General features: G+C 46.6%; 19 protein-coding genes. 10 read left to right on the forward strand and 9 right to left on the reverse strand.

Features of this window, described 5'->3' with window-relative positions; genetic code table 11:
* Window positions 1–25 precede the first annotated feature (25 nt).
* From gspF to gspC, 4 genes are read right to left on the reverse strand one after another with little or no spacing between them, the layout of a single operon-like run.
* Window positions 26–1,243 carry a type II secretion system inner membrane protein GspF gene (gene gspF / locus NDJ01_RS17830; protein ID WP_005394987.1) on the reverse strand — a complete coding sequence of 406 codons (1,218 nt, stop codon included), beginning with the start codon at window positions 1,241–1,243 and terminating at the stop codon, window positions 26–28.
* Complete coding sequence (gene gspE / locus NDJ01_RS17835) at window positions 1,243–2,745, reverse strand: type II secretion system ATPase GspE (RefSeq protein ID WP_005394994.1); 1,503 nt, start codon at window positions 2,743–2,745, stop codon at window positions 1,243–1,245. Before gspE ends, gspF begins: the two co-directional genes overlap by 1 nt.
* A complete protein-coding gene (gene gspD, locus NDJ01_RS17840) occupies window positions 2,745–4,763 on the reverse strand; it encodes a type II secretion system secretin GspD (RefSeq protein ID WP_005394995.1) in 2,019 nt (672 codons plus the stop codon). The genes gspE and gspD overlap by 1 nt, the downstream gene beginning before the upstream one ends.
* A 36-nt stretch (window positions 4,764–4,799) precedes the next feature.
* A complete protein-coding gene (gspC, locus tag NDJ01_RS17845) occupies window positions 4,800–5,723 on the reverse strand; it encodes a type II secretion system protein GspC (RefSeq protein ID WP_005394996.1) in 924 nt (307 codons plus the stop codon).
* A 253-nt stretch (window positions 5,724–5,976) separates the two neighbouring features.
* Here gspC and hslR point away from each other — a divergent pair, with 253 nt between their 5' ends.
* From hslR to NDJ01_RS17865, 4 genes are all read left to right on the forward strand, one after another.
* Window positions 5,977–6,363: a ribosome-associated heat shock protein Hsp15 gene (hslR, locus tag NDJ01_RS17850; protein WP_031780440.1), complete on the forward strand. Its 387-nt coding sequence runs from the start codon at window positions 5,977–5,979 to the stop codon at window positions 6,361–6,363.
* Between the two features lie 31 nt (window positions 6,364–6,394).
* Window positions 6,395–7,270, forward strand: a complete 876-nt coding sequence (hslO, locus tag NDJ01_RS17855) for an Hsp33 family molecular chaperone HslO (RefSeq protein ID WP_046874147.1) — start codon at window positions 6,395–6,397, stop codon at window positions 7,268–7,270.
* 337 nt (window positions 7,271–7,607) lie between these two features.
* Window positions 7,608–9,236 (forward strand): phosphoenolpyruvate carboxykinase (ATP), encoded by a 1,629-nt coding sequence (pckA, locus tag NDJ01_RS17860; protein ID WP_047009389.1) that lies wholly within the window; start codon window positions 7,608–7,610, stop codon window positions 9,234–9,236.
* A 193-nt stretch (window positions 9,237–9,429) separates the two neighbouring features.
* Window positions 9,430–11,523, forward strand: coding sequence for an AsmA family protein (locus NDJ01_RS17865; RefSeq protein ID WP_258587078.1), 2,094 nt, complete (start codon window positions 9,430–9,432; stop codon window positions 11,521–11,523).
* Between the two features lie 13 nt (window positions 11,524–11,536).
* Here NDJ01_RS17865 and NDJ01_RS17870 read toward each other — a convergent pair whose 3' ends face one another.
* From NDJ01_RS17870 to NDJ01_RS17880, 3 genes are all read right to left on the reverse strand, one after another.
* On the reverse strand, window positions 11,537–12,454 hold the full coding sequence (locus tag NDJ01_RS17870) for a bifunctional GNAT family N-acetyltransferase/hotdog fold thioesterase (RefSeq protein WP_005395003.1): 918 nt from the start codon (window positions 12,452–12,454) through the stop codon (window positions 11,537–11,539).
* Between the two features lie 106 nt (window positions 12,455–12,560).
* Window positions 12,561–12,995, reverse strand: a complete 435-nt coding sequence (gene dtd / locus NDJ01_RS17875) for a D-aminoacyl-tRNA deacylase (protein WP_012841223.1) — start codon at window positions 12,993–12,995, stop codon at window positions 12,561–12,563.
* Complete coding sequence (locus tag NDJ01_RS17880; RefSeq protein WP_005379281.1) at window positions 12,967–13,911, reverse strand: virulence factor BrkB family protein; 945 nt, start codon at window positions 13,909–13,911, stop codon at window positions 12,967–12,969. Before NDJ01_RS17880 ends, dtd begins: the two co-directional genes overlap by 29 nt.
* 34 nt (window positions 13,912–13,945) lie before the next feature.
* Between NDJ01_RS17880 and NDJ01_RS17885 the strand changes: the two genes are divergently transcribed.
* On the forward strand, window positions 13,946–14,587 hold the full coding sequence (locus NDJ01_RS17885) for a DUF2959 domain-containing protein (protein WP_031780441.1): 642 nt from the start codon (window positions 13,946–13,948) through the stop codon (window positions 14,585–14,587).
* Window positions 14,588–14,618: 31 nt separating this feature from the next.
* Here the strand turns inward: NDJ01_RS17885 and NDJ01_RS17890 are convergent, their stop codons facing one another.
* Both NDJ01_RS17890 and typA read right to left on the reverse strand, forming a co-directional pair.
* The gene (locus NDJ01_RS17890) at window positions 14,619–15,161 is read right to left on the reverse strand and encodes an AAA family ATPase (protein WP_258587079.1); all 543 of its coding nucleotides are present in this window, start codon (window positions 15,159–15,161) and stop codon (window positions 14,619–14,621) included.
* A gap of 80 nt (window positions 15,162–15,241) precedes the next feature.
* A complete protein-coding gene (gene typA, locus NDJ01_RS17895; RefSeq protein ID WP_046874152.1) occupies window positions 15,242–17,071 on the reverse strand; it encodes a translational GTPase TypA in 1,830 nt (609 codons plus the stop codon).
* Between the two features lie 530 nt (window positions 17,072–17,601).
* Between typA and glnA the strand changes: the two genes are divergently transcribed.
* From glnA to NDJ01_RS17920, 5 genes are all read left to right on the forward strand, one after another.
* Window positions 17,602–19,011, forward strand: a complete 1,410-nt coding sequence (gene glnA / locus NDJ01_RS17900) for a glutamate--ammonia ligase (protein WP_005395023.1) — start codon at window positions 17,602–17,604, stop codon at window positions 19,009–19,011.
* Between the two features lie 196 nt (window positions 19,012–19,207).
* Window positions 19,208–19,789 carry a DUF4124 domain-containing protein gene (locus NDJ01_RS17905; protein ID WP_176318921.1) on the forward strand — a complete coding sequence of 194 codons (582 nt, stop codon included), beginning with the start codon at window positions 19,208–19,210 and terminating at the stop codon, window positions 19,787–19,789.
* 132 nt (window positions 19,790–19,921) lie between these two features.
* Window positions 19,922–20,968: a nitrogen regulation protein NR(II) gene (gene glnL, locus NDJ01_RS17910; RefSeq protein WP_012841226.1), complete on the forward strand. Its 1,047-nt coding sequence runs from the start codon at window positions 19,922–19,924 to the stop codon at window positions 20,966–20,968.
* 57 nt (window positions 20,969–21,025) lie between these two features.
* The gene (gene glnG, locus NDJ01_RS17915) at window positions 21,026–22,429 is read left to right on the forward strand and encodes a nitrogen regulation protein NR(I) (RefSeq protein ID WP_005395036.1); all 1,404 of its coding nucleotides are present in this window, start codon (window positions 21,026–21,028) and stop codon (window positions 22,427–22,429) included.
* Between the two features lie 102 nt (window positions 22,430–22,531).
* The gene (locus tag NDJ01_RS17920; protein ID WP_258587080.1) at window positions 22,532–25,078 is read left to right on the forward strand and encodes an EAL domain-containing protein; all 2,547 of its coding nucleotides are present in this window, start codon (window positions 22,532–22,534) and stop codon (window positions 25,076–25,078) included.
* Window positions 25,079–25,086: the final 8 nt, after the last annotated feature.

Raw genomic sequence — 25,086 nt, forward strand, 5'->3', positions numbered from 1 at the left:
TAAGTAGACACGTCTTAATTCGAATTTATCCGCTCATCAAGTTATTCATTTCTAGCATTGGCATCAAGGTCGCCATCACAATGAACAACACTAATCCAGCCATTAAGGCAATTAATGCCGGAGTGAATACGCCTAACGCAATATTGACTGTAGATTCAAAGTTTTGATCTTGGTTATCGGCAGCACGCGTCAACATGCTCTCCAATTCACCACTTTGCTCACCACTGGCGATCATGTGTAGCATCATTGGTGGAAACAGACGAGTTTGATCCAACGCCTTACGCAGGCTGGCACCTTCTCGAACGTTATCCGCAGCAAGCAATACTTGCTGCTTCACATAGCGATTAGACATAACATCTACCGCAACGCGCATGCCTTCTAGAATTGGAATCGCACTGGAAGTACAAATCGAAAGTGTTCGTGCGAATCGTGCGGTATTCAAACCTCGAGAGATTTTGCCTAATAGCGGTAGGCTCAAGATTTTTCTATCCCAAGCTAAGCGAAAGTCTGGTTTTTGCAACGCCAGTTTGAGCCCATAGAAAAACACGACCAGCACGACGAAGATGATAAGCCCCCAATCTTGCACAAACTCACTGGCTGCCAGTAAGAACTGCGTTGACTGAGGTAACTCTTGTCCCATCTGAATGATTGGCTCAATGATTTTGGGTACCACTGTCGCTAATAAGAAAGAAACAATAACAACCGCAAACACCACTAAAACCACCGGGTAGATCATGGCTTGAAGCAGTTTGGAACGCATCTTCTGACGGTTTTCGACGTAGTCCGCCAAACGCTCTAATACCGTATCAAGATGGCCTGACTTTTCACCCGCCGCAACCATGGAGCGATAGAGCTCATCAAACACGTGTGGGTAATCAGCAAAGCTGTCGGCGAGCGGATAACCCTCGGTTACTTTCGAGCGAACCGCAGCCAGCATAGAACGAATTCTCGGCTTTTCAGCCTGCTCAGAGACCGCGCGCAAACATTCTTCCAGAGGCATACCTGATTGGACTAACGTGGACAATTGACGTGTGATTAGTGCCAGCTCAGATGTTGAGATGCCGCGCTTAAAGCTGACTGAGCCTGAAGACTTAGCCGATTTAGCTTTCGTCTCGACCACTTCAATCGGGATCATCCCTTGCTCTTTGAGTCGCTGGCGCACTTGTCGGGCGTTGTCCCCTTCTATCGTGCCTTTTTTATGCTTGCCTTTTGCATCTAGCGCTTTGTACTCAAATGCCGCCATTAGGTTTCCTTCGTCACTCGCATCACTTCTTCAAGTGACGTAATACCACGACGTACTTTGCTTAGACCATCACTGCGAATACTTGGCGTATGGGCGCGAACGGCTCTCTCAATTTCTTGCTCACCAGACTCTCGGTGAATCAATTCTTGCACTTGCTCATCGACCATAATGAGCTCGTGGATACCTGTTCGACCTCGGTAGCCTTTTTGGTTACACGCTTCACAGCCTTTAGCACGGTGTAGCTCTAGTGGTTCATGCGCTTCCATACCAAACAGTTTCTTCTGTTCAGCATCGGCTTCATACGGTTCTTTACAACTTGGGCAAAGCGTACGAACCAAGCGCTGTGCTAACACACCCAATAACGATGAAGAAATAAGGAATGGTTCAATGCCCATATCGCGTAGACGCGTGATCGCACCAACAGCGGTGTTGGTGTGAAGGGTCGACATTACTAAGTGACCCGTTAAGGACGCTTGCACTGCAATTTGTGCGGTTTCTAAGTCACGGATCTCACCGACCATCACCACGTCAGGGTCCTGACGCAGAATAGCACGCAAGCCACGCGCAAAAGTCATGTCGACCTTCGGGTTCACCTGAGTCTGACCGATGCCATCAATGTCAAATTCGATCGGGTCTTCAACCGTTAAGATATTGCGTTCGTTACTGTTGATCTCTTGCAAGCCAGCGTACAAAGTCGTCGACTTACCAGAACCCGTCGGGCCGGTGACCAAGATGATACCGTGAGGACGCTGAATAAGATGACGGAAATTGTCGTGCACGGAAGGCGTCATACCTAAGCTATGCAAATCGAGACGCGTCGCGTTTTTATCCAACAGACGCATAACTACTCGCTCACCATGTGACGACGGCATTGTAGAAACACGCACATCAACCGCACGACCACCAATACGCAGCGAGATACGACCATCTTGAGGTACACGCTTTTCTGCAATATCCAGCTTCGCCATGACCTTCACTCGCGACACTAACAGTGGTGCAAGCTTACGACTTGGGGTGAGCACTTCACGCAATACGCCATCGACACGGAAACGAATCGAAAGGGTTTTCTCGAAAGTTTCGATATGAATATCCGACGCCCCTTCTTTAATTGCTTCACCCAACATCGCATTGATCAACTTAATGATTGGTGCATCGTCTTCTGACTCTAGCAAGTCTTCATCATGCGGCAGCTCTTCAGCCAATGAGAAAAAGTCGTCGCTATCGGCACCGATGTCTTCCATCAATTGACGCGCTTCAGACGAGTCACGCTGATAAGCTTCAGTTAACTTTTTATCGAAGGCTTCTTTATCGATAGGTTGCGGCACGAAGCTTTTCTTCAGCACACGACGGACTTCGACCAGAGCCGCTGGGTTGAGCGGCTCGACATAGTAAAGAATGGGCGGACGCTCAGGATGCTCTGTCTCCAGCACCAGTTTAAAGCGATTGGCAAAACTGAATGGCAGACGACGCATACTTGGCGCTGTGTCTAACATATCAACCATTAGTTATTTTCCATTTGATCAATAAACGCTTGTATCTCAGTTGGGTGCTGACGCTCCTGGCCAAAGGCTGGCATGACTGGGATCTTCTCGTCAGCCATCAACTTCAATCCTTGATCCGCTTTGTAGAGCTGTTCTGCGCGAATAAAGTTGTATTTGCGCTGTGTAATGCCGTCTGCAGTCATACCATCACGAATAATCGTCGGCTTGATGAACACCATCAAGTTACGCTTTTCTGTTTGCGTGCTGGTTGATTTGAACAAATGACCAAGCACTGGGATGTCACCCAGTAGCGGTACTTTTGACTCACTTTCAAGTGCACGTTCATCAACCAAACCACCAAGAACCAGCATCTGACCATCTTGGATCATGACTGAGGTATTTAGCTGACGCTTAGCAAATCGAACGTCAACCGCACCGTTTGCACCCAACACATTGGACACTTCTTGCTCGATATTTAACTGAACAGAGTCACCTTCGTTAATTTGTGGCACAACCTTAAGCTTGATGCCCACTTCTTTACGATCAACCGTTTGGAATGGATTGTCGTTGTTTGAGCCAGCCGTAGAGCCTGTGATAACAGGCACTTCTTCACCAACAATAAATGATGCTTCACCATTATCCATTACAGTGATACTTGGAGAAGATAGAATGTTTGAGTTGGAGTCGGTCGCTACCGCGCTGACCAAAGCAGTCCAGTCACCCATCACGATGCTCATCGCAGCACCGTTAACACCGCTCAGTGCCGATGCAAGAGTAGAATAGTCACCAGATTCAGTAACATCATATGGCGTTCGTTCGCCATTCGCATTTGTGTAGTATTCAGTTCGAGTTTGATCTTTTGCTTCTTCTAGACCAACCATCACCTGACCAATCGGTGCACCAGAGTTACCGTACTGAATCACCGCACCGGTTTCCAGTGAGCCCCACTGAACACCTAAGTTAATGCCGTCACCTTCTGACATTTCAACGATCAGCGCCTCAATCAAGACTTGAGCACGACGAATATCAAGCTGAGCAATAACATCTTGTAGCGCATTCATGATATCTGGTGGAGCCGTTAATACTAAGGCGTTGGTCGCTGCGTGCGCAGCAATCACCACTTCACCACGCTGGGCACCTGACGCTTTCTGGCCGACTTGCTTTTCAGCTTGTAGGTTATCGGAGACACCTTTTAGTACATCCACCAAATCTTCAGCTTTCGCGTTCTTCAGGTAAACCACGCGGTTGTTACCTTTGGTCGCCATTTCAACGTCAAGTTGACGAATCAATCGCTTCAGACGCGCACGTACTTTAGGATCGCCAGAAATCAAAATCGCGTTGGTGCGTTCATCGGCAACAATTTTAGGCTCAAGGAACTCAGGCGTGCTCTTCTGATTGGTGCTTTTATTCAGTGCTTCAACAATACGCACCATTTCGGCAGCAGAAGCATTGCGCAGTTCCACCAGCTCAATTTCTTTATCACCCGCTTGGTCAACACGCTTAATAATTTCTGCTAAGCGATTTACGACCGCCGCACGACCTGTGATTAAGATGATGTTCGCAGGATCGTAGTGAACTACGTTACCAGCACCAGCATTATCAATCAGTTGACGAAGTAGAGGAGACAACTCACGAACCGACACATTACGCACCGCAACAACTCGAGTGATAACGCTGTCGCCTTGCGCGCTGCCATCACCTAATACAGGGATTGCTGACGTTTTTGAGTCTTTCGCTTTGATAACCTTAAGTACACCGTTGTCCATTTCTACGACGGCGTAGCCGTATACTTCGAGTACGTTAAGGAAAAAGCTGTAGTATTGCTCTTCGTTAAGCACATCATAGCTGCGGACATCGATTTTACCGCGCACTGAAGGGTCAACAATGATGGTCTTTTCGAGATTACGACCCACTATGTTGATGAATTCTTGAATATCAGTGCCTTTAAAGCTGGCACTAAATTCGTTTGCTATTGCACCTGGGACGCAGAGTAAACTTCCTGCTAGTAGCCAAGCACTTTTGCTGAACCAATGTTTCACGTATGTCTCCCTGAACTTACGCCGGTTGCCTAAGTCTTACAATTGGATATAGATATCGTACTGTTGGCCGTCGCGCTCAACAGTTAAATTTAATTCTTGCGGATCGCTCATCACTTGCATCAGTTGTACTGAAGAAGACGGGTCACTTAAATCGATCCCATTAAGCTGCACCGCAATATCACCAGGTTCTAGACCCACATCATTAAACAGCGCGGCATCACGACCAGGTGACACTCGATAACCAACAATGCCCCCGTCTCTTTTGACGGGTGAAATGGTGATGTATTTGAAAACGCTTTGTGGATCTTTCGCAATTTCCTCTCGGATTTGCTCTAATTTTTCTCCAACGTCAGACGCTGATTCTGCTCGTTGAGATTGGGCTCTGGCTATCTGCGGCGATTCAGATAGCTTCTTATATTCTATACCCTGCATCATTAAGGTCTCGTCTCGACCTTGGTTATCAATGATGACGCGATCCACTAATACGGCTTTTAGTGTCGCACGCGTACCTTCAATTTCTTCACCTAAACCATACGTTGCTTGCTTGCCACGGTTGGCAATGACAGCAAGGCTGGTATTCGCATCACTGCTTGCAACCGCGCCAACCAGTGTAAGGTTAAGGCGCGTCTTAGGGGCGTCTTTAACAACAGGTTGTTCTACAACTGCAGGCTTTTGTTCAGTGAATTTACCGAATAGGTTGGCATTCTGAAGGGCATTAAAATCTATCGCGTCGCCTTTATTGCTCGCAACAACGCTGCTCGTCGATGGACGCCATTGCGGCACTTCCGACGATTGAGGTATGGCTAACCATACAATTTTGCCAAGTATCCATCCGGTTATTGCAATAAACAGACAGGTGAGCAACAAGCTAAGTTTGGCTTGAATTGTATAATTATTGGACTTGATCTGAGCCAGTAGCGGTCTGCTTGATAATCCTGCACTTAGCTCTAAACGTTTCACTGAATGGATTCCTTTATTCTAACGTTCGTCATTTAAGCTATAACAATAGCTATCGACTTTAAATTGCTAAATTTGCAATAAAATTATTACTCAACAAAGAGCAGTGAACTATATCACAAGTTGTCTTTCATACCTTTTTCTTATGCAGTTTTTGCCAACTCCCTTGAAAAAAATACGCCTTGACTCCATCTGTAGGTGAATAATCCATCACTCATTGCCATATTCGGGCAGTGATTAGATAGCGTAGTGTTCTATGAGTTCCCTAAATGAAGCCGTTAGGCTAGATAAATGGCTATGGGCCGCAAGATTTTATAAAACCCGCTCTATCGCTCGTAACATGGTCGATGGTGGTAAAGTCCACTATAATGGCCAACGAAGCAAACCGAGTAAAATCGTTGAAGTGGGCGCCGAAGTAAGACTTCGTCAAGGCAACGAAGAAAAAACGGTGATCATCGAAAAAATTTCTGATCAACGCCGAGGCGCTCCCATCGCACAGACCTTGTATCGCGAAACTAATGAAAGTATAGCGAAACGTGAGGAACACGCGACTCAACGTAAGCTTAATGCCCACAACCCAAGTCCAGAACGCCGCCCAGATAAAAAGCAGCGCAGAGACATCATTAAGTTCAAACACCAATAAAAGCCGGAATTACCAACGAGGAAAGCACTCCATGGCAAATAATGTTTTAAACCGCTACCTATTCGAAGATCTTTCAGTACGTGGCGAGTTGGTACAATTGGATGAAGCGTACCAACGTGTTATCTCCAGCAAGGAATATCCGGCAGCAATAGAGAAACTGCTGGGTGAGCTACTCGTTTCAACCACTCTTTTAACTGCCACTCTTAAGTTCGAAGGCTCAATCACCATTCAGCTACAAGGCGACGGCCCTGTATCTCTTGCCGTTATCAACGGTGACCACAAGCAACGCGTTCGTGGCGTGGCTCGCTGGGAAGGCGATATTGCCGATGATGCAAGCCTCCACGATCTCATGGGCAAAGGTTACCTCGTTATCACTATCGAACCGAAAAACGGTGAGCGTTACCAAGGTGTCGTTGGATTAGAAGGTGATACTCTAGCCGACGTACTAGAAGGCTACTTCGCAAACTCAGAGCAGCTAAAAACGCGCCTATGGATACGCACGGGCGAGCACGAAGGTAAAGCCCACGCAGCAGGCATGTTGATTCAAGTAATCCCTGATGGCACTGGTTCACCAGATGATTTCGAGCATCTAGAGCAACTGACTGACACGGTAAAAGATGAAGAGCTATTTGGTCTAGAAGCTAACGAACTACTCTACCGCCTATATAACCAAGACAAAGTGCGCCTTTACGAACCGCAACCTGTCGAATTCCATTGTGGCTGTTCTCGTGATCGTAGTGGTGCCGCTATCATCACCGTTGAGAAAGCTGAAATTTATGACATTTTGGCTGAAGTAGGATCCGTTTCTTTACATTGTGATTACTGTGGCACGACCTATACGTTCGACGAAGCGGAAGTCACCGAGCTGTATGCACAAGCTTCTGCGGACAAGAAAACCCTGCATTAATTTACATAGCTTATCAAGCACGTAATTTACCCTACAAAATGCCAGCTTAATGCTGGCATTTTTGTGATCAACCCCTCGTAATACCTCGCTTCAAGCGTAATAAAACAACTGCTTAATTTTAAACAATTAATAATGATTTTGCCCTAGCGCAAAGGATTGCGTGCACGATAAACTATTCCCACCAATATGTGACGGGTTACCTAAAACCTTATTGAAATCATGGATAAATTTTGAGCTATCTCCCTGTTTTCTCCCCGCCCCGTTGCTAGCATGGTGAGCAGATTAAAATTAAAACATTCTTACAAAATCCCTACAAAAATCCTTATAAGGAGCACCTATGACCGTTATGGAACATACTAAGGCTGCAACACTTGATCTAACCAAGCACGGACTGCATAACGTTAAAGAGGTTATTCGCAACCCTAGCTACGAAATGTTGTTTGAGGAAGAAACGCGTGAAGACCTAACTGGTTATGAGCGTGGCGTGGTTACTGAACTAGGTGCGGTTGCCGTTGACACTGGCATCTTTACTGGTCGCTCACCAAAAGATAAATACATCGTCAAAGACGCTACGACAGAAGAGCATATGTGGTGGACGTCTGATCAAGTAAAAAATGACAACAAACCAATCACTCCAGAAGTGTGGGACGAGCTGAAAGAACTGGTCACAAACCAGCTTTCTAACAAGCGCTTGTTTGTTGTTGACGGTTACTGTGGTGCAAACCCAGATACGCGTTTGAGCATTCGTGTTATCACGGAAGTCGCATGGCAAGCGCACTTCGTTAAAAACATGTTTATCCGCCCAACGGAAGAAGAATTGACAACATTTGAACCAGACTTCGTGGTAATGAATGGCGCAAAATGCACTAACCCAAAATGGGAAGAGCAAGGTCTGAACTCAGAAAACTTCACCGTATTTAACCTAACCGAGCGCATGCAACTTATCGGTGGTACTTGGTACGGCGGTGAGATGAAGAAAGGCATGTTCGCAATGATGAACTACTTCCTTCCTCTAAAAGACATCGCATCCATGCACTGTAGCGCTAACATGGGCAAAGATGGCGACGTAGCGGTATTCTTTGGTCTCTCTGGTACCGGTAAAACCACACTATCAACTGACCCTAAACGTGCGCTAATTGGTGATGATGAGCACGGTTGGGATGATGACGGCGTTTTCAACTTCGAAGGCGGCTGTTACGCGAAAACCATCAAGCTATCGAAAGAAGCGGAGCCGGACATCTACAACGCAATTCGCCGTGATGCACTGCTAGAAAACGTAACGGTACGTAGCGATGGTTCTATCGACTTTGATGATGGTTCGAAAACAGAAAACACTCGTGTTTCTTACCCTATCTACCATATCGACAACATCGTTAAGCCAGTATCAAAAGGCGGTCACGCGAATAAAGTGATCTTCCTATCAGCGGACGCATTTGGTGTGCTACCTCCAGTGTCTAAATTGACACCTGAGCAAACTAAGTACCACTTCCTATCTGGCTTTACTGCAAAACTGGCAGGAACAGAGCGTGGTATTACTGAGCCTACACCAACCTTCTCTGCATGTTTTGGCGCAGCGTTTCTAACGCTTCACCCAACTAAATACGCAGAAGTGCTGGTTAAACGTATGGAAGCAGCAGGCGCTGAGGCTTACCTGGTGAACACAGGTTGGAACGGCACTGGCAAACGTATCTCGATTCAAGATACGCGCGGAATTATTGATGCGATTCTTGATGGTTCGATTGAAGATGCACCAACTAAGCACATTCCTATCTTCAACCTTGAAGTACCGACTTCACTACCAGGTGTGGATCCAAGCATTCTAGACCCTCGTGACACGTACGTTGATCCACTTCAGTGGGAAAGCAAAGCGAAAGACTTGGCTGAACGCTTTATCAATAACTTTGATAAATACACGGACAATGCGGAAGGTAAATCTCTGGTTGCCGCTGGCCCTCAGATTGATTAAGTCGAGTAACAACGACGTCGCGTAAACCACAGTGGTAAGTGGTCAGCCACTTATCACTTTTACGTAGACCAAGTTACAAAAAAACCGCTTCAAGCCCCTCTTTTGAGGGGCTTTTTATTGAATACCGCAGAATATTGATACAAGCTAAAGCCTATCTAGTTTTATTTAATAGCAAACGTAGGTTCTAGCAGGGATGAAAACAGCGCGTCGAGTTCTAATTCTGTTACTGGTTATCTTAGTTGCCATTCCGGCCACTATGATTGCGCTGTTAACAACATCTTACGCCGATGCAACTTGGCGTCTGCTATCAAACAGCCTCTCCCTGCCCTTTAAAGCAGAAAGCGTGCGTTACGATTTTCCCTACCACTTAACTTTACAGGGTGTGAACACAAACGTAGACGACGGCTCTTACATCGAGCAAGTCGATTTATGGATGAATCCCGATGTTTATCGCGATGGTAAATGGATCGTTGATAGCTTATTGATTGATGGACTTAATTTGCAGTATGGCGCGCCAAAGCTCCCGCCTTTAGATAACGTTTTGTTCCATCAAATCGCGCTCAAAAATATTGATTACGCCGACGAGCAGTTTTCTGGTAATGGCATTGACCTTCAAATTCAATCACCACAATGGAATGGCCAGTTAATACCATATGGCGAGGTTCAACTTGCAGCCGACCAGATCTATTGGAATGGCGAAGCCTTTAATCAGGTCTTGGTCGACATGGACTACAAACCGCAAGACAGTACGCTCTATGGCACTTCATTTAACTGGCGTAACAGTCAAATTTCAGGGCAAGGCGAGCAGTATCCACAAGGCTGGTCTTTAGTGAATGTGACCATCAATAAGTTGCAACTCAATCATATCCAGCTCCAATCACTGCTTGCTAAGCCTTGGCAAGCAATACCATTCAAGATTAATCACATTAATAGCTTAGACTTACTGAACGCCGATATTGAATGGGGCGATTGGCACTGGCAAAACTTAGAGCTCTCCGTAGAAAACGCCACACTGCCACTGTCTCTCTGGGAGACAACGGCTCAAGTTTCATTGCAGGCGGATAGCGTCCGATTCCAACAGCAAACCGCAATAGAGCCACGTTTAAGTGCTGTTATCAAGCCTGAAAAAATCCAACTCAACGAGCTCAGCTTAGATTGGCAGCAAGGTCGAGTGCAGGTCTCTGGGGTGTTCACTCCAACGCAATGGCAACTCGAAGAAGCCTCCATTCAAGGCCTCAAGTGGGCAATACAACCTGAAGATAACCAAAACTGGTGGCACGCCGCCATCAGTAAGTTAGATCATGTCACAATCCAACGACTCGACATTGAGCGCAGCCAAATCATTCAGCTATCTCACGAACCTTATTGGCAGTTCTCCGGTTTAAACATCGAAGGGCAGCAGCTTGATCTTAAACAGGTCAATCAACGTTGGGGCCTTTGGCATGGCGATCTGGAAGCTAGCGTTGTAAACGCCAGTTATAACCAAGTGCTCACGTCTCATGCTGCACTTGCCATGCAAAGTGAGAATGGCTTTTGGAAACTGACACGCCTTTTTGCACCACTCGAGCAAGGCTACGTAGAAGGCATCGGACAGATAGACCTAAGTACTCCGAGCCAGCCTTGGGCACTCAACCTCAATGCCGATGGCATTCCCTTATCACTCTTCCACGATTATTTACCCAACACACTGGCCATTGATGGTTTTTCCGATCTCAGCCTCGATCTACAAGGGTTATCAGGTGATCGCAACATGCTGGCCTACAGCTTATCTGGTGAAGTGGAAGCCAACCTACGAGATACCCGTTTAAAATCCCAAGCGGATCATTCGCTCAAAGCCATTACCTTAAGTCCGCTGCGTTTAACCGCGCAACGAGGGGAGGTCGCCATAGAACCAGTCACCATTTCTGGGAAAGCCATGATTGGTAAGGTTTGGGGCGAGTTTGATATGGCCAACAACCCGCTAAGTGGCATTGCTTATCAATGGAAAGAGTCGTGCGGGAGCGTTGAAGGCGATCTACTCAGTGGCGAAACCCATCATAACGAGTGTTTAAAAGCACCAGCACCAAAAGAACCGGCTGATGTTGAAAGCACTCCACAAACAAGTGAATCAGCCATGGAGCTGCCAACTGCGATTGATAACATCAAGGTGGAGATTCAAGAGGAAGAATTTTCCGAAGAAATTGTCGAAGAAGACGAAGCATCTGTCACTGATCCCACCGCAGAGGAACAAATCCTCCCACCGACAGAGCAAGAAAACGAAACGAATAAGCGCCCTACAGATCAGTAAGGCGCCCTCTCAATTAACAGCTGAGTAATTGCGAATAGTTCGGTATCAGCATATAGGTACCAACAAAATCTACGGCTGGCGTGTCGCCACTATAAATCACCACGTGAATGACGATGCGTGCTTTACGCCCTGACTCCAATCGATCTAGGTCACCACTGATCCCATCTAACGAAGTACTTGCCACGGGGTTTTGTTCGACTGGTTGACGATAACGAATCGAGCTGTCGGCCAACACAATATCACCATGCAAACCGCGCTCTTTAAGCAGCAGCCACGTCATACCCCACCCCGTCAAGGTAGCTAAAGTAAAAGCCGACCCCGCAAACATGGTGTTATGCGGATTAAGGTTTGGATTAAGTTGCGCGCAGCATTCAAACTGGTAACCCGTGTACTGGTTAATTTTTATCCCCATTTTGTCACTAATTGGGATCTGTTGCTCCCAGCGCTGCTGAAGTTCAGTGCACCATTCTGGGCGACGCAACACATTCGCCATCGGATCCAATGGTTTCACCATTTGCTGGTGACGCACAGGACCGCGCTCGTCGGTCAGTTCACCGCGACGCTCAAAGCCATTTTTCTCGTAAAAGGCGATGGCATCTTCACGGGCATTACACACCAAGCGCTTCGCCCCTTCTTGGCGTGCTAACGACTCTAGCGCGACCAGAACCAGCGAGCCCATACCTTTACTGCGGCGATTATTTTTAACCGCCATATAGCGGATTTGGCCATCATTATCCGGCGTAATGTATAAACGACCGATCGCCATAGGACGACCTCGGCCATCAACAATCATACGGTGATGGCTCATTTCATCGTATTCATCGCGTTCAGAGCCAATTGGCATACGCCATGGCTCACGAAGCAGTTGCCAGCGAAACTGATAATACTTGTTTATCTGATTATCGGTTTTGGGAGTAATGAGTTTGAACATATCAATCCTTTGAAAGCACAACACTAATAAATGTCGGGAAAATCACTCCAAGCCAATTCCATGAGCTTGGAGTTAAAGCTTAGACCATGGCGCTTGTGTTACCAGACTAGACCTGCAACCAAAACGTCACCGGACCGTCATTCACTAAGGACACTTTCATATCGGCAGCGAAGCGGCCACGCTGTGTGGGTAAAACTTGTTCACACAAATCAGAAAAGTAATCATACAAGCGCTCAGCATCAGCAGGATGCGCACCGCGAGAAAAGCCAGCACGAGTGCCTTTTTTTGTATCCGCAGGTAACGTAAATTGAGAAACCACCAGCACTTTGCCTTCTACCTGTTTGACATTCAGGTTCATCTTACCTTCATCATCTTCGAACACGCGGTAGGTCGTAACACGCTCCATCAAGCGTTTTGCTTTGGCCTCATCGTCGTCTTTCTCTACTCCTAATAAGACCAGCAGACCACGATCAATTTCCCCTACGACTTCACCATCCACACGGACGGCAGCTTCACTGACTCGTTGAATTAGCGCTATCACTACTCTCGCTTCCTTCATCTGTTAACTGAGATTCAGCGGTCGAGTGTATCATGTCTAAATCTTCACTCCAGTGCTCTCGCTCACCAAGCGCAGCTGTGACTTCCGCACCCAATAACACGATCATCCAGCATAAATACACCCAAACAAACAAGATAGGAATCGCGGCTAACGCGCCGTAAATGAGCTGATAAGAGGGGAACTGCGTGATGTAGAGTGCAAAGCCCTTTTTACTTAATTCGAACAGTATCGCAGCGACTGCTGCCCCCATCGCGCCATGAGCCAGGTGCACTTTTTTATTCGGCACCAGAATATATAAGCCAAGGAAAGCGAAAAAAGACAACAACAGCGGTAACCAACGTAAAAACAGATTGAACGCACCAGATAATGTCTCGTTCTCTAAAATTTGCAGTGAGGTCACGTACGATGTAGCCGCGATACTCGCACCGACCATGATCGGCCCTAACGTGAGTACCATCCAATACATAGAGAATGAAAATACTAAACGGCGCTTATCTTTAACTCGCCAAATGTAGTTTAAGTTCTTATCAATGTTCGAAATCAGCATGACTGCAGCAATGAATAAAAACCCACCGCCAACCGCGCTCATTTTGCCCGTATTCGCCACAAATTCCTGCAATGCCGTATGTACAGCTTCTCCAGAAGCTGGCACAAAATTCTCAATAATGTAGCCTTGCAGCACCTCACCAACGTTCGCAAAAACGGGAAATTTCGACAATATTGATAACAATACTGTCAGCATTGGCACGATGGATAACAAGGTAATGTAGGCAAGATAGCCCGCGTTCACATTGACGCGATCATGCGTTAATCGCTTAAGAAGATACTTAAAAAACGCGACGCAACTTGGCAGTAGATTGATTAATCTTGCCTTGTAACTCTCTGATAACTGGTTCATAGTTCATCCCATAATTAGCGTCGAGGACATAAGAATGCCTTATTTATTAGCAATTGTACTATCAATTTTCACTTTAACAGGGTGTCAATCTGCTTATTACTCAGCGATGGAGCAAGTTGGGTACCATAAACGAGATATTATGGTCGACCGCGTTGAAGATGCCAAAGAATCTCAACAAGATGCACAAGAAGAATTCACCAGTGCACTCGAGGCCTTATCTGCGATCACTAATTTTGATGGTGGTGAGCTAGAAAGTGTCTACAACAAAATCAATGACAAGTACGAAGACAGCGAAAAAGCGGCGCAAGACGTTCGTGACCGCATTGCTGCGATTGAAGACGTTTCCGGCGCACTGTTTGATGAATGGCAAGACGAACTAGAGCTGTACTCGAGCGCGAAATTGCGCCGTTCAAGCGAACAAAAGCTACGTGAAACCAAAGCTTCGTACAAAACCATGCTTAGCGCAATGAAGCGTGCAGAGAAAAAGATGACGCCTGTACTAAATACACTGCGCGACAACACGTTGTACTTGAAACACAACCTTAACGCGAGTGCGATTGGCTCTCTACAAGGTGAGTTTTCTAGTCTAGAGAAAGACATTCAGTTTGCAATCAAACAGATGAACGAAGCGATTGCAGAGTCTGATAAGTTCCTGCAAAAGCTCAATCAAAAGTAAATGATTCAAACCTCCTCCTAGCGAGGAGGTTTTAGTCTGTGACCTCACCAACTAAACCGATGACTCTTCGAACAAAGCCTACTCGTTCTAGCACACTGCCCCATGGCACTTCTACCACTTCGTAACCCAACTCAGCATAGATATCCACTAAGGACTGATGAATCTCCAATGCTTCTTCAAAGCTGTGTGGACGCACTTCATCTTGCACGTAAATGGATGCTTCAGGTCGACAAGTAAACACCTGACTATGGTACCCAGCACTTTCAGTTAAGAAAGCTTGGTCAACCTTACAACCGCCCACTTGTAAGTAAGCAATGATGTCTGGGATGGCGCGATCAACAAACGCAACGTCATGACAACGCGCATCACTCTTTTGCTTGCTCATCAAGTTGAGACACAATTGAGCAAACTTAGGCAGGTTCGTCCACGGCAAGATACCGTCGTCTAACTGGTTTTGCTGTTCAATTAGCGTACGAGAGCTCTCTACAAACGTCGCATACCCTTGCCGCTCTAATGCATTCAGTAGGGTGGTTTTCCCCGCACCAGGGCCACCAGTAATCACGATTGGCTTCATGCTGATATTTTCATTCTCTAGATACAAAAAACCCTGAGCATAACTCAGGGCTTCTTCTTAATTGAATCGCTTAACGAAAGTTATTTCGCGCCACGAGAAGCACGTTTACGATCGCTTTCCGTTAGGAATTTCTTACGGATACGGATGCTTTCAGGTGTTACTTCTACTAGCTCGTCGTCATCGATGAACTCAAGCGCTTGCTCTAGCGTCATGATGATTGGCGGAGTTAGAACCTGTGCGTCATCTGTACCAGATGCACGAACGTTGGTTAGCTGCTTACCTTTCAGTGCGTTTACTGTTAGGTCGTTGTCGCGGCTGTGAATACCGATAACCATGCCTTCGTAAACTTCCACACCGTGACCGATAAATAGACGACCACGTTCTTGAAGGTTGAACAGTGCGTTAGTTAGCGCTTTACCCGCAGCGTTAGCAATCAGAACACCGTTGATACGCTGACCGATGTTACCGCCTTTGTGTGGGCCGTAGTGGTCAAACGTATGGTATAGAAGACCAGAACCAGAAGTCAGTGTCATGAATTCCGTTTGGAAGCCGATCAGACCACGAGATGGCATGATGAAGTCCATACGTACACGGCCTTTACCGTCTGGAGCCATATCTTTCAGCTCACCTTTACGTAGGCCGATATTCTCCATGATACCGCCTTGGTGCTCTTCCATTACGTCGATAGTTACCGTTTCAAACGGTTCCATTAGCTGACCATCTTCTTCTTTGATGATTACTTCTGGACGAGATACGGCAAGCTCGAAGCCTTCACGACGCATGTTTTCGATCAGGATAGACAGGTGAAGCTCACCACGGCCTGATACGCGGAATTTGTCTGGATCGTCTGTTTGTTCAACGCGCAGTGCAACGTTGTGTACCAGTTCCTTCTCTAGACGCTCAAGGATGTTACGTGAAGTGACGAACTTACCTTCTTTACCAGCGAATGGAGACGTGTTTACTTGGAACGTCATGGTTACTGTTGGTTCATCAACAGACAGTGCTGGTAGTGCTTCTACTGCGTTTTGTGCACAGATAGTGTCAGAGATTTTAAGCTCGCCAAGACCAGTGATTGCAATGATATCACCCGCGTTAGCTTGCTCAACTTCGTGACGCTCTAGGCCTAGGTAGCCCATTACTGTGCCCACTTTACCGTTGCGAGTTTTGCCGTCTGCACCAACAACCGTTACTTGCTGGTTTGGCTTAACGCTACCACGAGTTACACGGCCAACGCCGATAACGCCAACGTAAGAGCTGTAATCCAACTGAGAGATTTGCATCTGTAGTGGACCATCTAGGTCAACTTCTGGTGCAGCTACTTCGCCAACGATAGTTTCGAATAGCGGTTCCATGTTCTCGCCAGTTTCGCCTTCTTCTAGAGAAGCCCAACCGTTAAGAGCAGAAGCGTAAACCACTTTAAAATCTAACTGTTCGTCAGAAGCACCTAGGTTGTCGAATAGGTCGAACACTTGGTCCATAACCCAATCAGGACGTGCGCCAGGGCGGTCAATCTTGTTGATAACAACGATTGGTTTTAGACCATGAGCAAACGCTTTTTGTGTTACGAAACGCGTTTGAGGCATTGGACCATCAACCGCGTCAACGATAAGTAGTACAGAGTCTACCATCGACATGATACGTTCAACTTCGCCACCGAAGTCCGCGTGTCCCGGAGTATCTACGATGTTGATACGGTAATCGTTCCAGTCGATTGCTGTGTTTTTAGCAAGAATGGTAATACCGCGCTCTTTCTCGATGTCGTTCGAGTCCATGACTCGCTCTTCAGCTTCACCGCGAGACTCAAGCGTGCCTGATTGTTGTAGCAGCTTGTCAACCAACGTGGTTTTACCGTGGTCAACGTGCGCGATGATCGCGATATTTCTTAATTTATCAATCTGTGGAGTAGCCATGGATATTGATTCACTTAGATAGATGAAATGCCCCCACGCTGAGAACGGGTGCTCTCTGGCGACATTTGCTGATTAAAAAAACGGCCATAATGTACCAGATTTTAGCAAAAAGCCTAGAAATATGTGATCTACTCCCGAGCATTTCTGCGATTTTTACGCTTAATGCCCATTTTCTTCCTCAGAACGAATTGATTAAACGCAACTTTATTCCAATCGATGCATAATTCAAATTGACTCTTGCTCAAAAACTGGGCTGAATAAGCAATGCGCCTGTCACATTATGGTGCAATAATGATTTTCCGCACCACAATGGTGCGAGTAAAGATCATTTTGGTGCAATCATCTGCACCAAGCTAGCGCCAAAAAACACAATTGCTTGAAATTAATGGAATATTTTTTTTGGCACGGTTTTGGCTTTAGTTAAAACAGCATCGATTAATGAAAAGTCAAATTGATTAATCAATGCCAGGTTTCATGAATAATTCATAAATCGAGCTTTTACCGCTTATTAACACTGGAGGTTATCCAAGATGTCAGTAGAAAACGTTCTATCGCTGATCCAAGAAAACGAAGTTAAGTTTGTTGACCTACGCTTCACTGATACAAAAGGTAAAGAGCAGCACATTTCGATCCCTGCTCACCAAATCGACGCAGACTTCTTCGAAGAAGGTAAAATGTTCGATGGTTCATCAGTTGCTGGCTGGAAAGGTATCAACGAATCAGACATGGTAATGATGCCTGACGCATCTTCTGCTGTGCTTGACCCATTCACGGAAGACGCAACACTAAACATCCGTTGTGACATCTTAGAGCCGGCAACAATGCAAGGCTACGACCGTGACCCACGCTCTATCGCAAAACGCGCTGAAGACTTCATGCGCTCTACTGGCGTTGCAGATACTGTACTTATCGGTCCTGAGCCAGAATTCTTCCTATTTGACGACGTGAAGTTCGCGACTGACATGTCAGGCTCTTTCTTCAAGATCGATGACGTAGAAGCAGCATGGAACACAGGTTCTGATTACGAAGAAGGTAACAAAGGTCACCGTCCAGGCGTTAAAGGTGGTTACTTCCCTGTAGCTCCAGTGGATTCATCTCAAGATATCCGTTCTGCTATGTGTCTAGTAATGGAAGAGATGGGTCTTGTTGTTGAAGCACACCACCACGAAGTGGCAACAGCGGGTCAAAACGAAATCGCAACTCGTTTCAACACGCTAACAACCAAAGCTGACGAAATCCAAATCTACAAGTACGTTGTACACAACGTTGCTCACGCGTTTGGTAAAACGGCAACATTCATGCCTAAACCACTTGTTGGTGACAACGGTAGCGGTATGCACGTTCACCAATCTCTAGCGAAAGATGGTGTAAACCTATTTGCTGGTGACAAGTACGGCGGTCTATCTGAAATGGCGCTTTACTACATTGGCGGTATCATCAAACACGCTCGTGCAATCAACGCATTTGCTAACCCATCAACAAACTCGTACAAACGTCTTGTACCAGGCTTCGAAGCGCCAGTTATGCTTGCTTACTCTGCACGCAACCGCTCTGCTTCAATCCGTATTCCAGTGGTACCAAGCCCTAAAGCACGTCGTATCGAAGTTCGCTTTGGTGACCCAGCGGCTAACCCATACCTATGCTTTGCATCAATGCTAATGGCTGGTCTTGACGGTATTAAGAACAAGATCCACCCAGGCGAAGCAATGGATAAAGACCTTTACGATCTACCAGCAGAAGAAGCAGCAGAAATCCCAACGGTTGCATACTCACTGAAAGACGCACTAGCAGAGCTAGATGCTGACCGTGAATTCCTAACAGCAGGTGGTGTATTCTCTGACGACTTCATCGACTCTTACATCGAGCTGAAATCTCAGGACGTAGAGCGCGTGAACATGACAACTCACCCAGTTGAGTTCGAACTTTACTACTCTGTATAAGGTCGACACTGTGTAAAATGTAAACACAGCAACAAAATATTAGGCTCGCCTCGCAGGCGGGCCTTTTTTGTATTCGTCAGTCAAGATTCGACGTTTAACATGAGGGGATAATAAAAATACGCTTGGACTTTTTACCTTGTAGGTCAAAGAGCTAAGCCATTGAAACGTGAAATCATCGATCAAAAGAAGGTGAGCAATGAAAGTTCAGCTTATTCCATCGCTATGTGCTCTCAGCGGATTATTAATCGTCTCCATCGCATCAGCGCAGGTTGCTTATACATGGGTAGATAAAAATGGCGTGGTTCATTTTAGTGATACGCCAAACCAAGGTGCAAAAGCCATCGCGCTGCCAAACCTTGAAGCCAGCGCACCGGCTCCTAAGGTAGAAAGCACGGAATCACTCGCCCCTCAGACCAAGCTATCTAAAGAGCCACAAAACAAGCCGGAAAAGAAAACCGATAAACCTCTCCCATTAAAGCTCTCGATGCTGACTCCTCAACATAACGAAACCATCCGCAGCAACCGAGGCATCATCAATATTCAACTGGAAACCAATCGCAAGCTTGGTATCGGTGAACAGTTGCAACTGCTGCTCGACGGAAAACCTTATGGTGCGCCACAAAGCCATATGACGTGGCAGTTAAACAATATTGACCGAGGTACCCACACACTGGCCGTGCACGCGAAAAGAAGCGGCAAGCTTATTGCATCTACTAGCCCTATAACGGTGCATTTACATAGAGCAAGTGTTAAGCCGACCGTAAAAGGGGCAAAATAGAATATCTGGTGAAAAAAATAGCATCACTGCGGTGCTTTTCACTTTTTCTTCTGAGATTTATTCGCCATACTTAACGTTCAATTGCACCATTATTGTGCAACGCACAATCTTAAAGCAAAACAAGGACGTAATGTGGATACCAGTCTTCCTAGTGCCATTCTCAACAACATGGTGACAGCAACGCTGATTCTTGATGATGGATTGGCTATCCGTTATGCCAATCCGGCTGCCGAGTTGCTGTTTTCTCAAAGCGCGAAACGTATTGTTGAACAATCGCTTTCTCAATTGATTCAACATGCGTCGCTGGATCTCGCGCTGCTCACTCAACCATTGCAAAGTGGCCAAAGCATCACCGACAGTGACGTCACTTTCGTTGTTGATGGCCGCCCCTTAATGCTAGAGGTGACAGTTAGCCCAATCACTTGGCAAAAGCAGTTGATGCTTCTGGTTGAGATGCGCAAAATTGATCAGCAGCGCCGACTCTCTCAAGAACTGAACCAGCACGCCCAACAACAAGCGGCGAAACTGTTAGTCCGAGGGCTTGCACATGAGATCAAAAACCCGCTAGGTGGATTACGTGGTGCAGCGCAATTGCTAGAAAAAATGCTGCCAGATCCCTCTCTCACCGAGTATACGCACATCATTATTGAGCAAGCCGACCGTTTAAGAGCGCTCGTTGATCGATTACTCGGGCCACAAAAGCCAGGTAAGAAGACACAAGAAAACTTGCATCAAATTCTGGAAAAGGTCCGCCAGTTGGTTGAATTAGAATCGCAACGTTCAATCGTGATTGAACGCGATTACGACCCGAGCTTGCCAGAAATTTTGATGGATGCGGACCAAATCGAACAGGCGATGCTTAATATCGTCAGTAATGCGGCGCAAATTCTTAGCCATCAAGAACACGGTAAAATCACCATTCGCACCAGAACGGTGCATCAAGCTAATATTCACGGCAAACGCTGTAAACTCGCTGCGCGTGTCGAAATCACAGACAACGGCCCTGGCATTCCACCGGAATTACAAGACACGCTGTTCTATCCCATGGTCAGTGGCCGCGAGGGAGGAACTGGCTTAGGGCTGTCTATTTCACAAAATTTGATCGACCAGCACAATGGAAAAATAGACGTAGAAAGCTGGCCTGGTCACACAACATTTACTATTTATTTGCCGATCTGATTGCACTAATGGACTTCAAGTCGCATCAGTTTTTCGGTTTGCTGCAAGGATTACTACATGAGTAAAGGATATGTTTGGGTCGTTGATGACGACAGTTCCATTCGCTGGGTGATGGAGAAAACGCTCTCCTCTGCCAACATAAAATGCGAAACCTATGCCGATGGGGAAAGCGTTTTGATGGCGCTCGAACGCGAAGTACCAGATGTGCTGGTATCAGACATTCGCATGCCGGGCATTGATGGATTAGAGCTGCTAAAACAAGTACAGCGCGATTACCCAGACCTTCCCGTGATTATCATGACCGCCCACTCAGATTTGGATGCGGCAGTGAATGCGTACCAAAAAGGCGCCTTTGAATACTTACCAAAACCTTTTGATATCGATGAAACCTTAACTCTGGTTGAACGAGCGATTGCACACAGTCACGAAAATAAACGTGAGCAACTCTCTCCAGAAGACATTCCAGCGGAAACGCCAGAAATCATCGGTGAAGCGCCAGCCATGCAAGAAGTATTTCGCGCCATTGGCCGTCTTTCTCGCTCCTCAATTTCAGTATTGATTAACGGTGAATCGGGCACGGGTAAAGAGCTCGTTGCTCATGCGTTGCACCGCCATAGTCCTCGCGCCAACAAACCTTTTATTGCACTCAATATGGCGGCGATTCCCAAAGATCTGATTGAGTCAGAGTTGTTTGGTCATGAAAAAGGGGCATTTACCGGGGCGAACAATGTTCGTCAGGGTCGATTCGAACAAGCCAATGGCGGCACCCTATTTTTAGACGAAATCGGTGACATGCCGTTAGATATTCAAACCCGTTTGCTGCGTGTTCTGGCCGATGGACAGTTTTATCGAGTGGGCGGTCACTCCCCAATCAGCGTCGACGTAAGGATTGTCGCGGCAACACACCAGAATTTAGAAAAGCTGGTGCATGAAGGCGATTTCCGTGAAGATTTATTCCATCGCTTGAACGTGATTCGAGTGCAGATTCCGGCATTGCGTGAACGTAAGCAGGACATCGAAAAACTTACGCAGCATTTTCTTATCCGAGCGGCTGATGAGCTGGGGGTCGAAACCAAAACTCTGCATCCGTCGACCGTTGAAATTCTTAACCGCCTTGATTGGCCGGGCAACGTGCGTCAATTAGAGAATATTTGCCGTTGGTTAACCGTCATGGCCAGTGGTAGCGAGGTATTGCCAAACGACTTACCAAGCGAACTGCTCGAAGAGAAAAAATCCATTTCGGACTCTGAGCATGGCAGCTGGCAAGAACAATTGGCGGATTGGGCACGTCAATCACTCGCGGCAGGAGATAAAGAACTGCTTTCTTATGCTTTACCAGAATTTGAGCGCATTTTATTAGAGGCAGCTTTGGAGCACACTAAAGGTCACAAGCAAGATGCCGCTAAAGTATTAGGCTGGGGGCGAAACACGCTTACCAGAAAATTAAAAGAATTGTACTGACAATCACTTACGTGGTGCGTTAACAACGAGAGTCGTTTGTCACTCGATATTAACAAAAATATCAGTACAATTGTGGCGCACCACCATCTATGTGATTAGGCAATGTCTACTGCTACGACTCAAATTACACTGCGTACCGCTGTTCTCATTCCATTTGTCATGATCTTCTTACTGGCGATCGGTGTCATTGTCTACGTCCAAAAACAAAGCTACGAAGAAGTGGTCACAGATATCAGCGACAAACAACTTTCCGTGTTAACCGAAAGTGTCCACGACCACCTTAATAGCTATCTACGCAAGCCGTTTACTGCGGTTATGGCTCTCGCGCATAACGTCAGCTATCACAACCTTTATCACCCTCACGACACCTCAGATATTCAAAGCTACCTGCTGAGTGCATTCAAAAACCTTTACCAATCGATACCGCAGTTGGATGTCATCGCATTTGGTTCAGAAAGCGGTGACTTTGCCGGGTTCCGCCGCGAGCTTTCCGACGATTACACCTTAATGGTTCAAGATCGATATACCGATGGTGATCTGATTATTTATGGCACCAACCATGTGAGTAATAGCATTCGAACGGTTATCTCTCCATACGATCCTCGCACTCGCCCATGGTATACGCCCGTCGCTGAGACTCAAACCTCGATGTGGTCTGAGATTTATACGAATGCCGATGAACGCCAGGATATTACGCTGTCAGCCATGACACCAGTGTATAAACACGACCAATTTGCTGGCGTGTTGGTGACAGACATTCGCATCAACACATTTAACGAATTTCTACGTGAGTTAAAATACAACACCAAAGCTTCGGTCTACATCATGGACCCAGAGCATCGTTTAATCGCTCACTCAGGCCCGGGAAGCGTCATCTCATGGGGCACAAAGTTTTCTGATAAAGGGCAGCGTTTGTTTGCGGCTGAAAACGCAGATCCGATCATCAAAATCAGTGCGAGCCGCGTTCGGTCGTTTGATCTCAACAATACTAAGCAACCTTACACCTTTTCATTTGAGCATGACGGCCAACGTATTTTCAGCCGACTAACCCCATACCGAGATCAAAACGGTTTAACATGGTTTATTGGCACCTCTATATCTGAATCCGAGTTGCTGGGTACATTGCCGAAAAGCCAACAAAAGAGTTGGCTGGTCGGGTTTATCGTCAGCCTATTTGGTATCGCCATCAGTTGGATCATTTTCAACCGAGTCACCAGGCCGATTAACGCGACGGCTGACGCCGCTCAACACCTTGCGAATGGCGATTGGGACAGCAGTATGCCAAAACCTGGTTATGTGTATGAGACAACGGTACTTGTGCATGCCTTTAATGAGATGACGAGTAACCTCAGAGCCTCATTTAAAGCGTTGCGTGAACAGTTGGTTTATGACTCTCTGACACGCTTATACAGTCGTCAGGGCTTGGTCGAAATCTGTGAGAACCAATCTCACCTGTGCCACGGCAGTTTATTTTTACTTGGTATCAACAAATTTAGAGATATCAACGACAGTGTGGGTCATCATAACGGTGATCAACTGTTGGTCAGCATCGCAGAAAGGCTAAAACAAGAGTTTAGTGATAACGCGTTACTGGCTCGGATTGGTGGTGATGAGTTCGCAGTGTTTCTCTCAAGCGCCGATACTGAAGCCCAAGTTAAACAAACCGAGCGTCGATTACAGCAACTCTTTTCCACCCCATTTATGGTGGAAGGTGAGAATGTAGTGATGAAGATTTCACTTGGCATTGTGCAAACCCAACCAAATGAAACCATGCCGCTGTGGCTTCGCAACGCCAGCATCGCATTAAGCTACGCCAAGCAAGACTCACTGACCGGTGTCTGTCATTACAGCCCTGAACTGGCAAGCGCTTCAAAGTTCCGCACCCAAATGCTGACTAAGATTCAAACTGGCATCGAAAACCAAGAATTTGTCCCTCATTATCAACCTATTGTGGATCTCGCTAGTGGTAATGTGTGTGGCGCAGAAGCGCTGGCGCGCTGGCACAGTGACTCAGGAATGGTGTCACCACTAGATTTTATTCCAATCGCAGAAGAAAGCGGCATGATCAAAGCCATTGGCCAACAAATTCTGTTACAAGCTTGCCGCGATACATACCAAGCCATTCAAAGTAATCAGTGGCCATCAGACTTCCAACTGCATGTGAACATCTCCGTTAATCAACTGTCCTGCCCTGATTTTGTCGATACGGTGACCAACGTATTGGATATCACAAAATTACCCGCCAGTAACCTAACACTGGAGATCACCGAGTCGCGCATTATTGATAGCGCACCAACCACACTGGAAAATATGACCAAACTGCGTGATATGGGGATTGGTATCGCGATCGATGATTTCGGTACCGGTTACTCATCACTGGGTTATCTTCACTCACTGCCATTTACTTGTTTGAAGATTGATCGCACCTTCATCAATCAACTCACGCAAGAAAACTTAGACAGTTCGGTCGTTGCTGCGGTCATCAATATCACCGCGGGCCTCAAAACCAATGTCGTCGCAGAAGGCGTAGAGGATAGCAATCAAGCACAATTACTACGCTCTTTAGGCTGCAACCAAGTGCAAGGCTTCTATTACAGCCGTCCAATGCCACTAGAAGAGTGGCCAACACATTTGGTTAACATGAAGTAGAAAAGAGC

It is taken from the genome of Vibrio sp. HS-50-1 (assembly GCF_024747315.1).
In the GTDB taxonomy this organism is placed as follows: Bacteria; Pseudomonadota; Gammaproteobacteria; order Enterobacterales; family Vibrionaceae; genus Vibrio; species Vibrio diabolicus.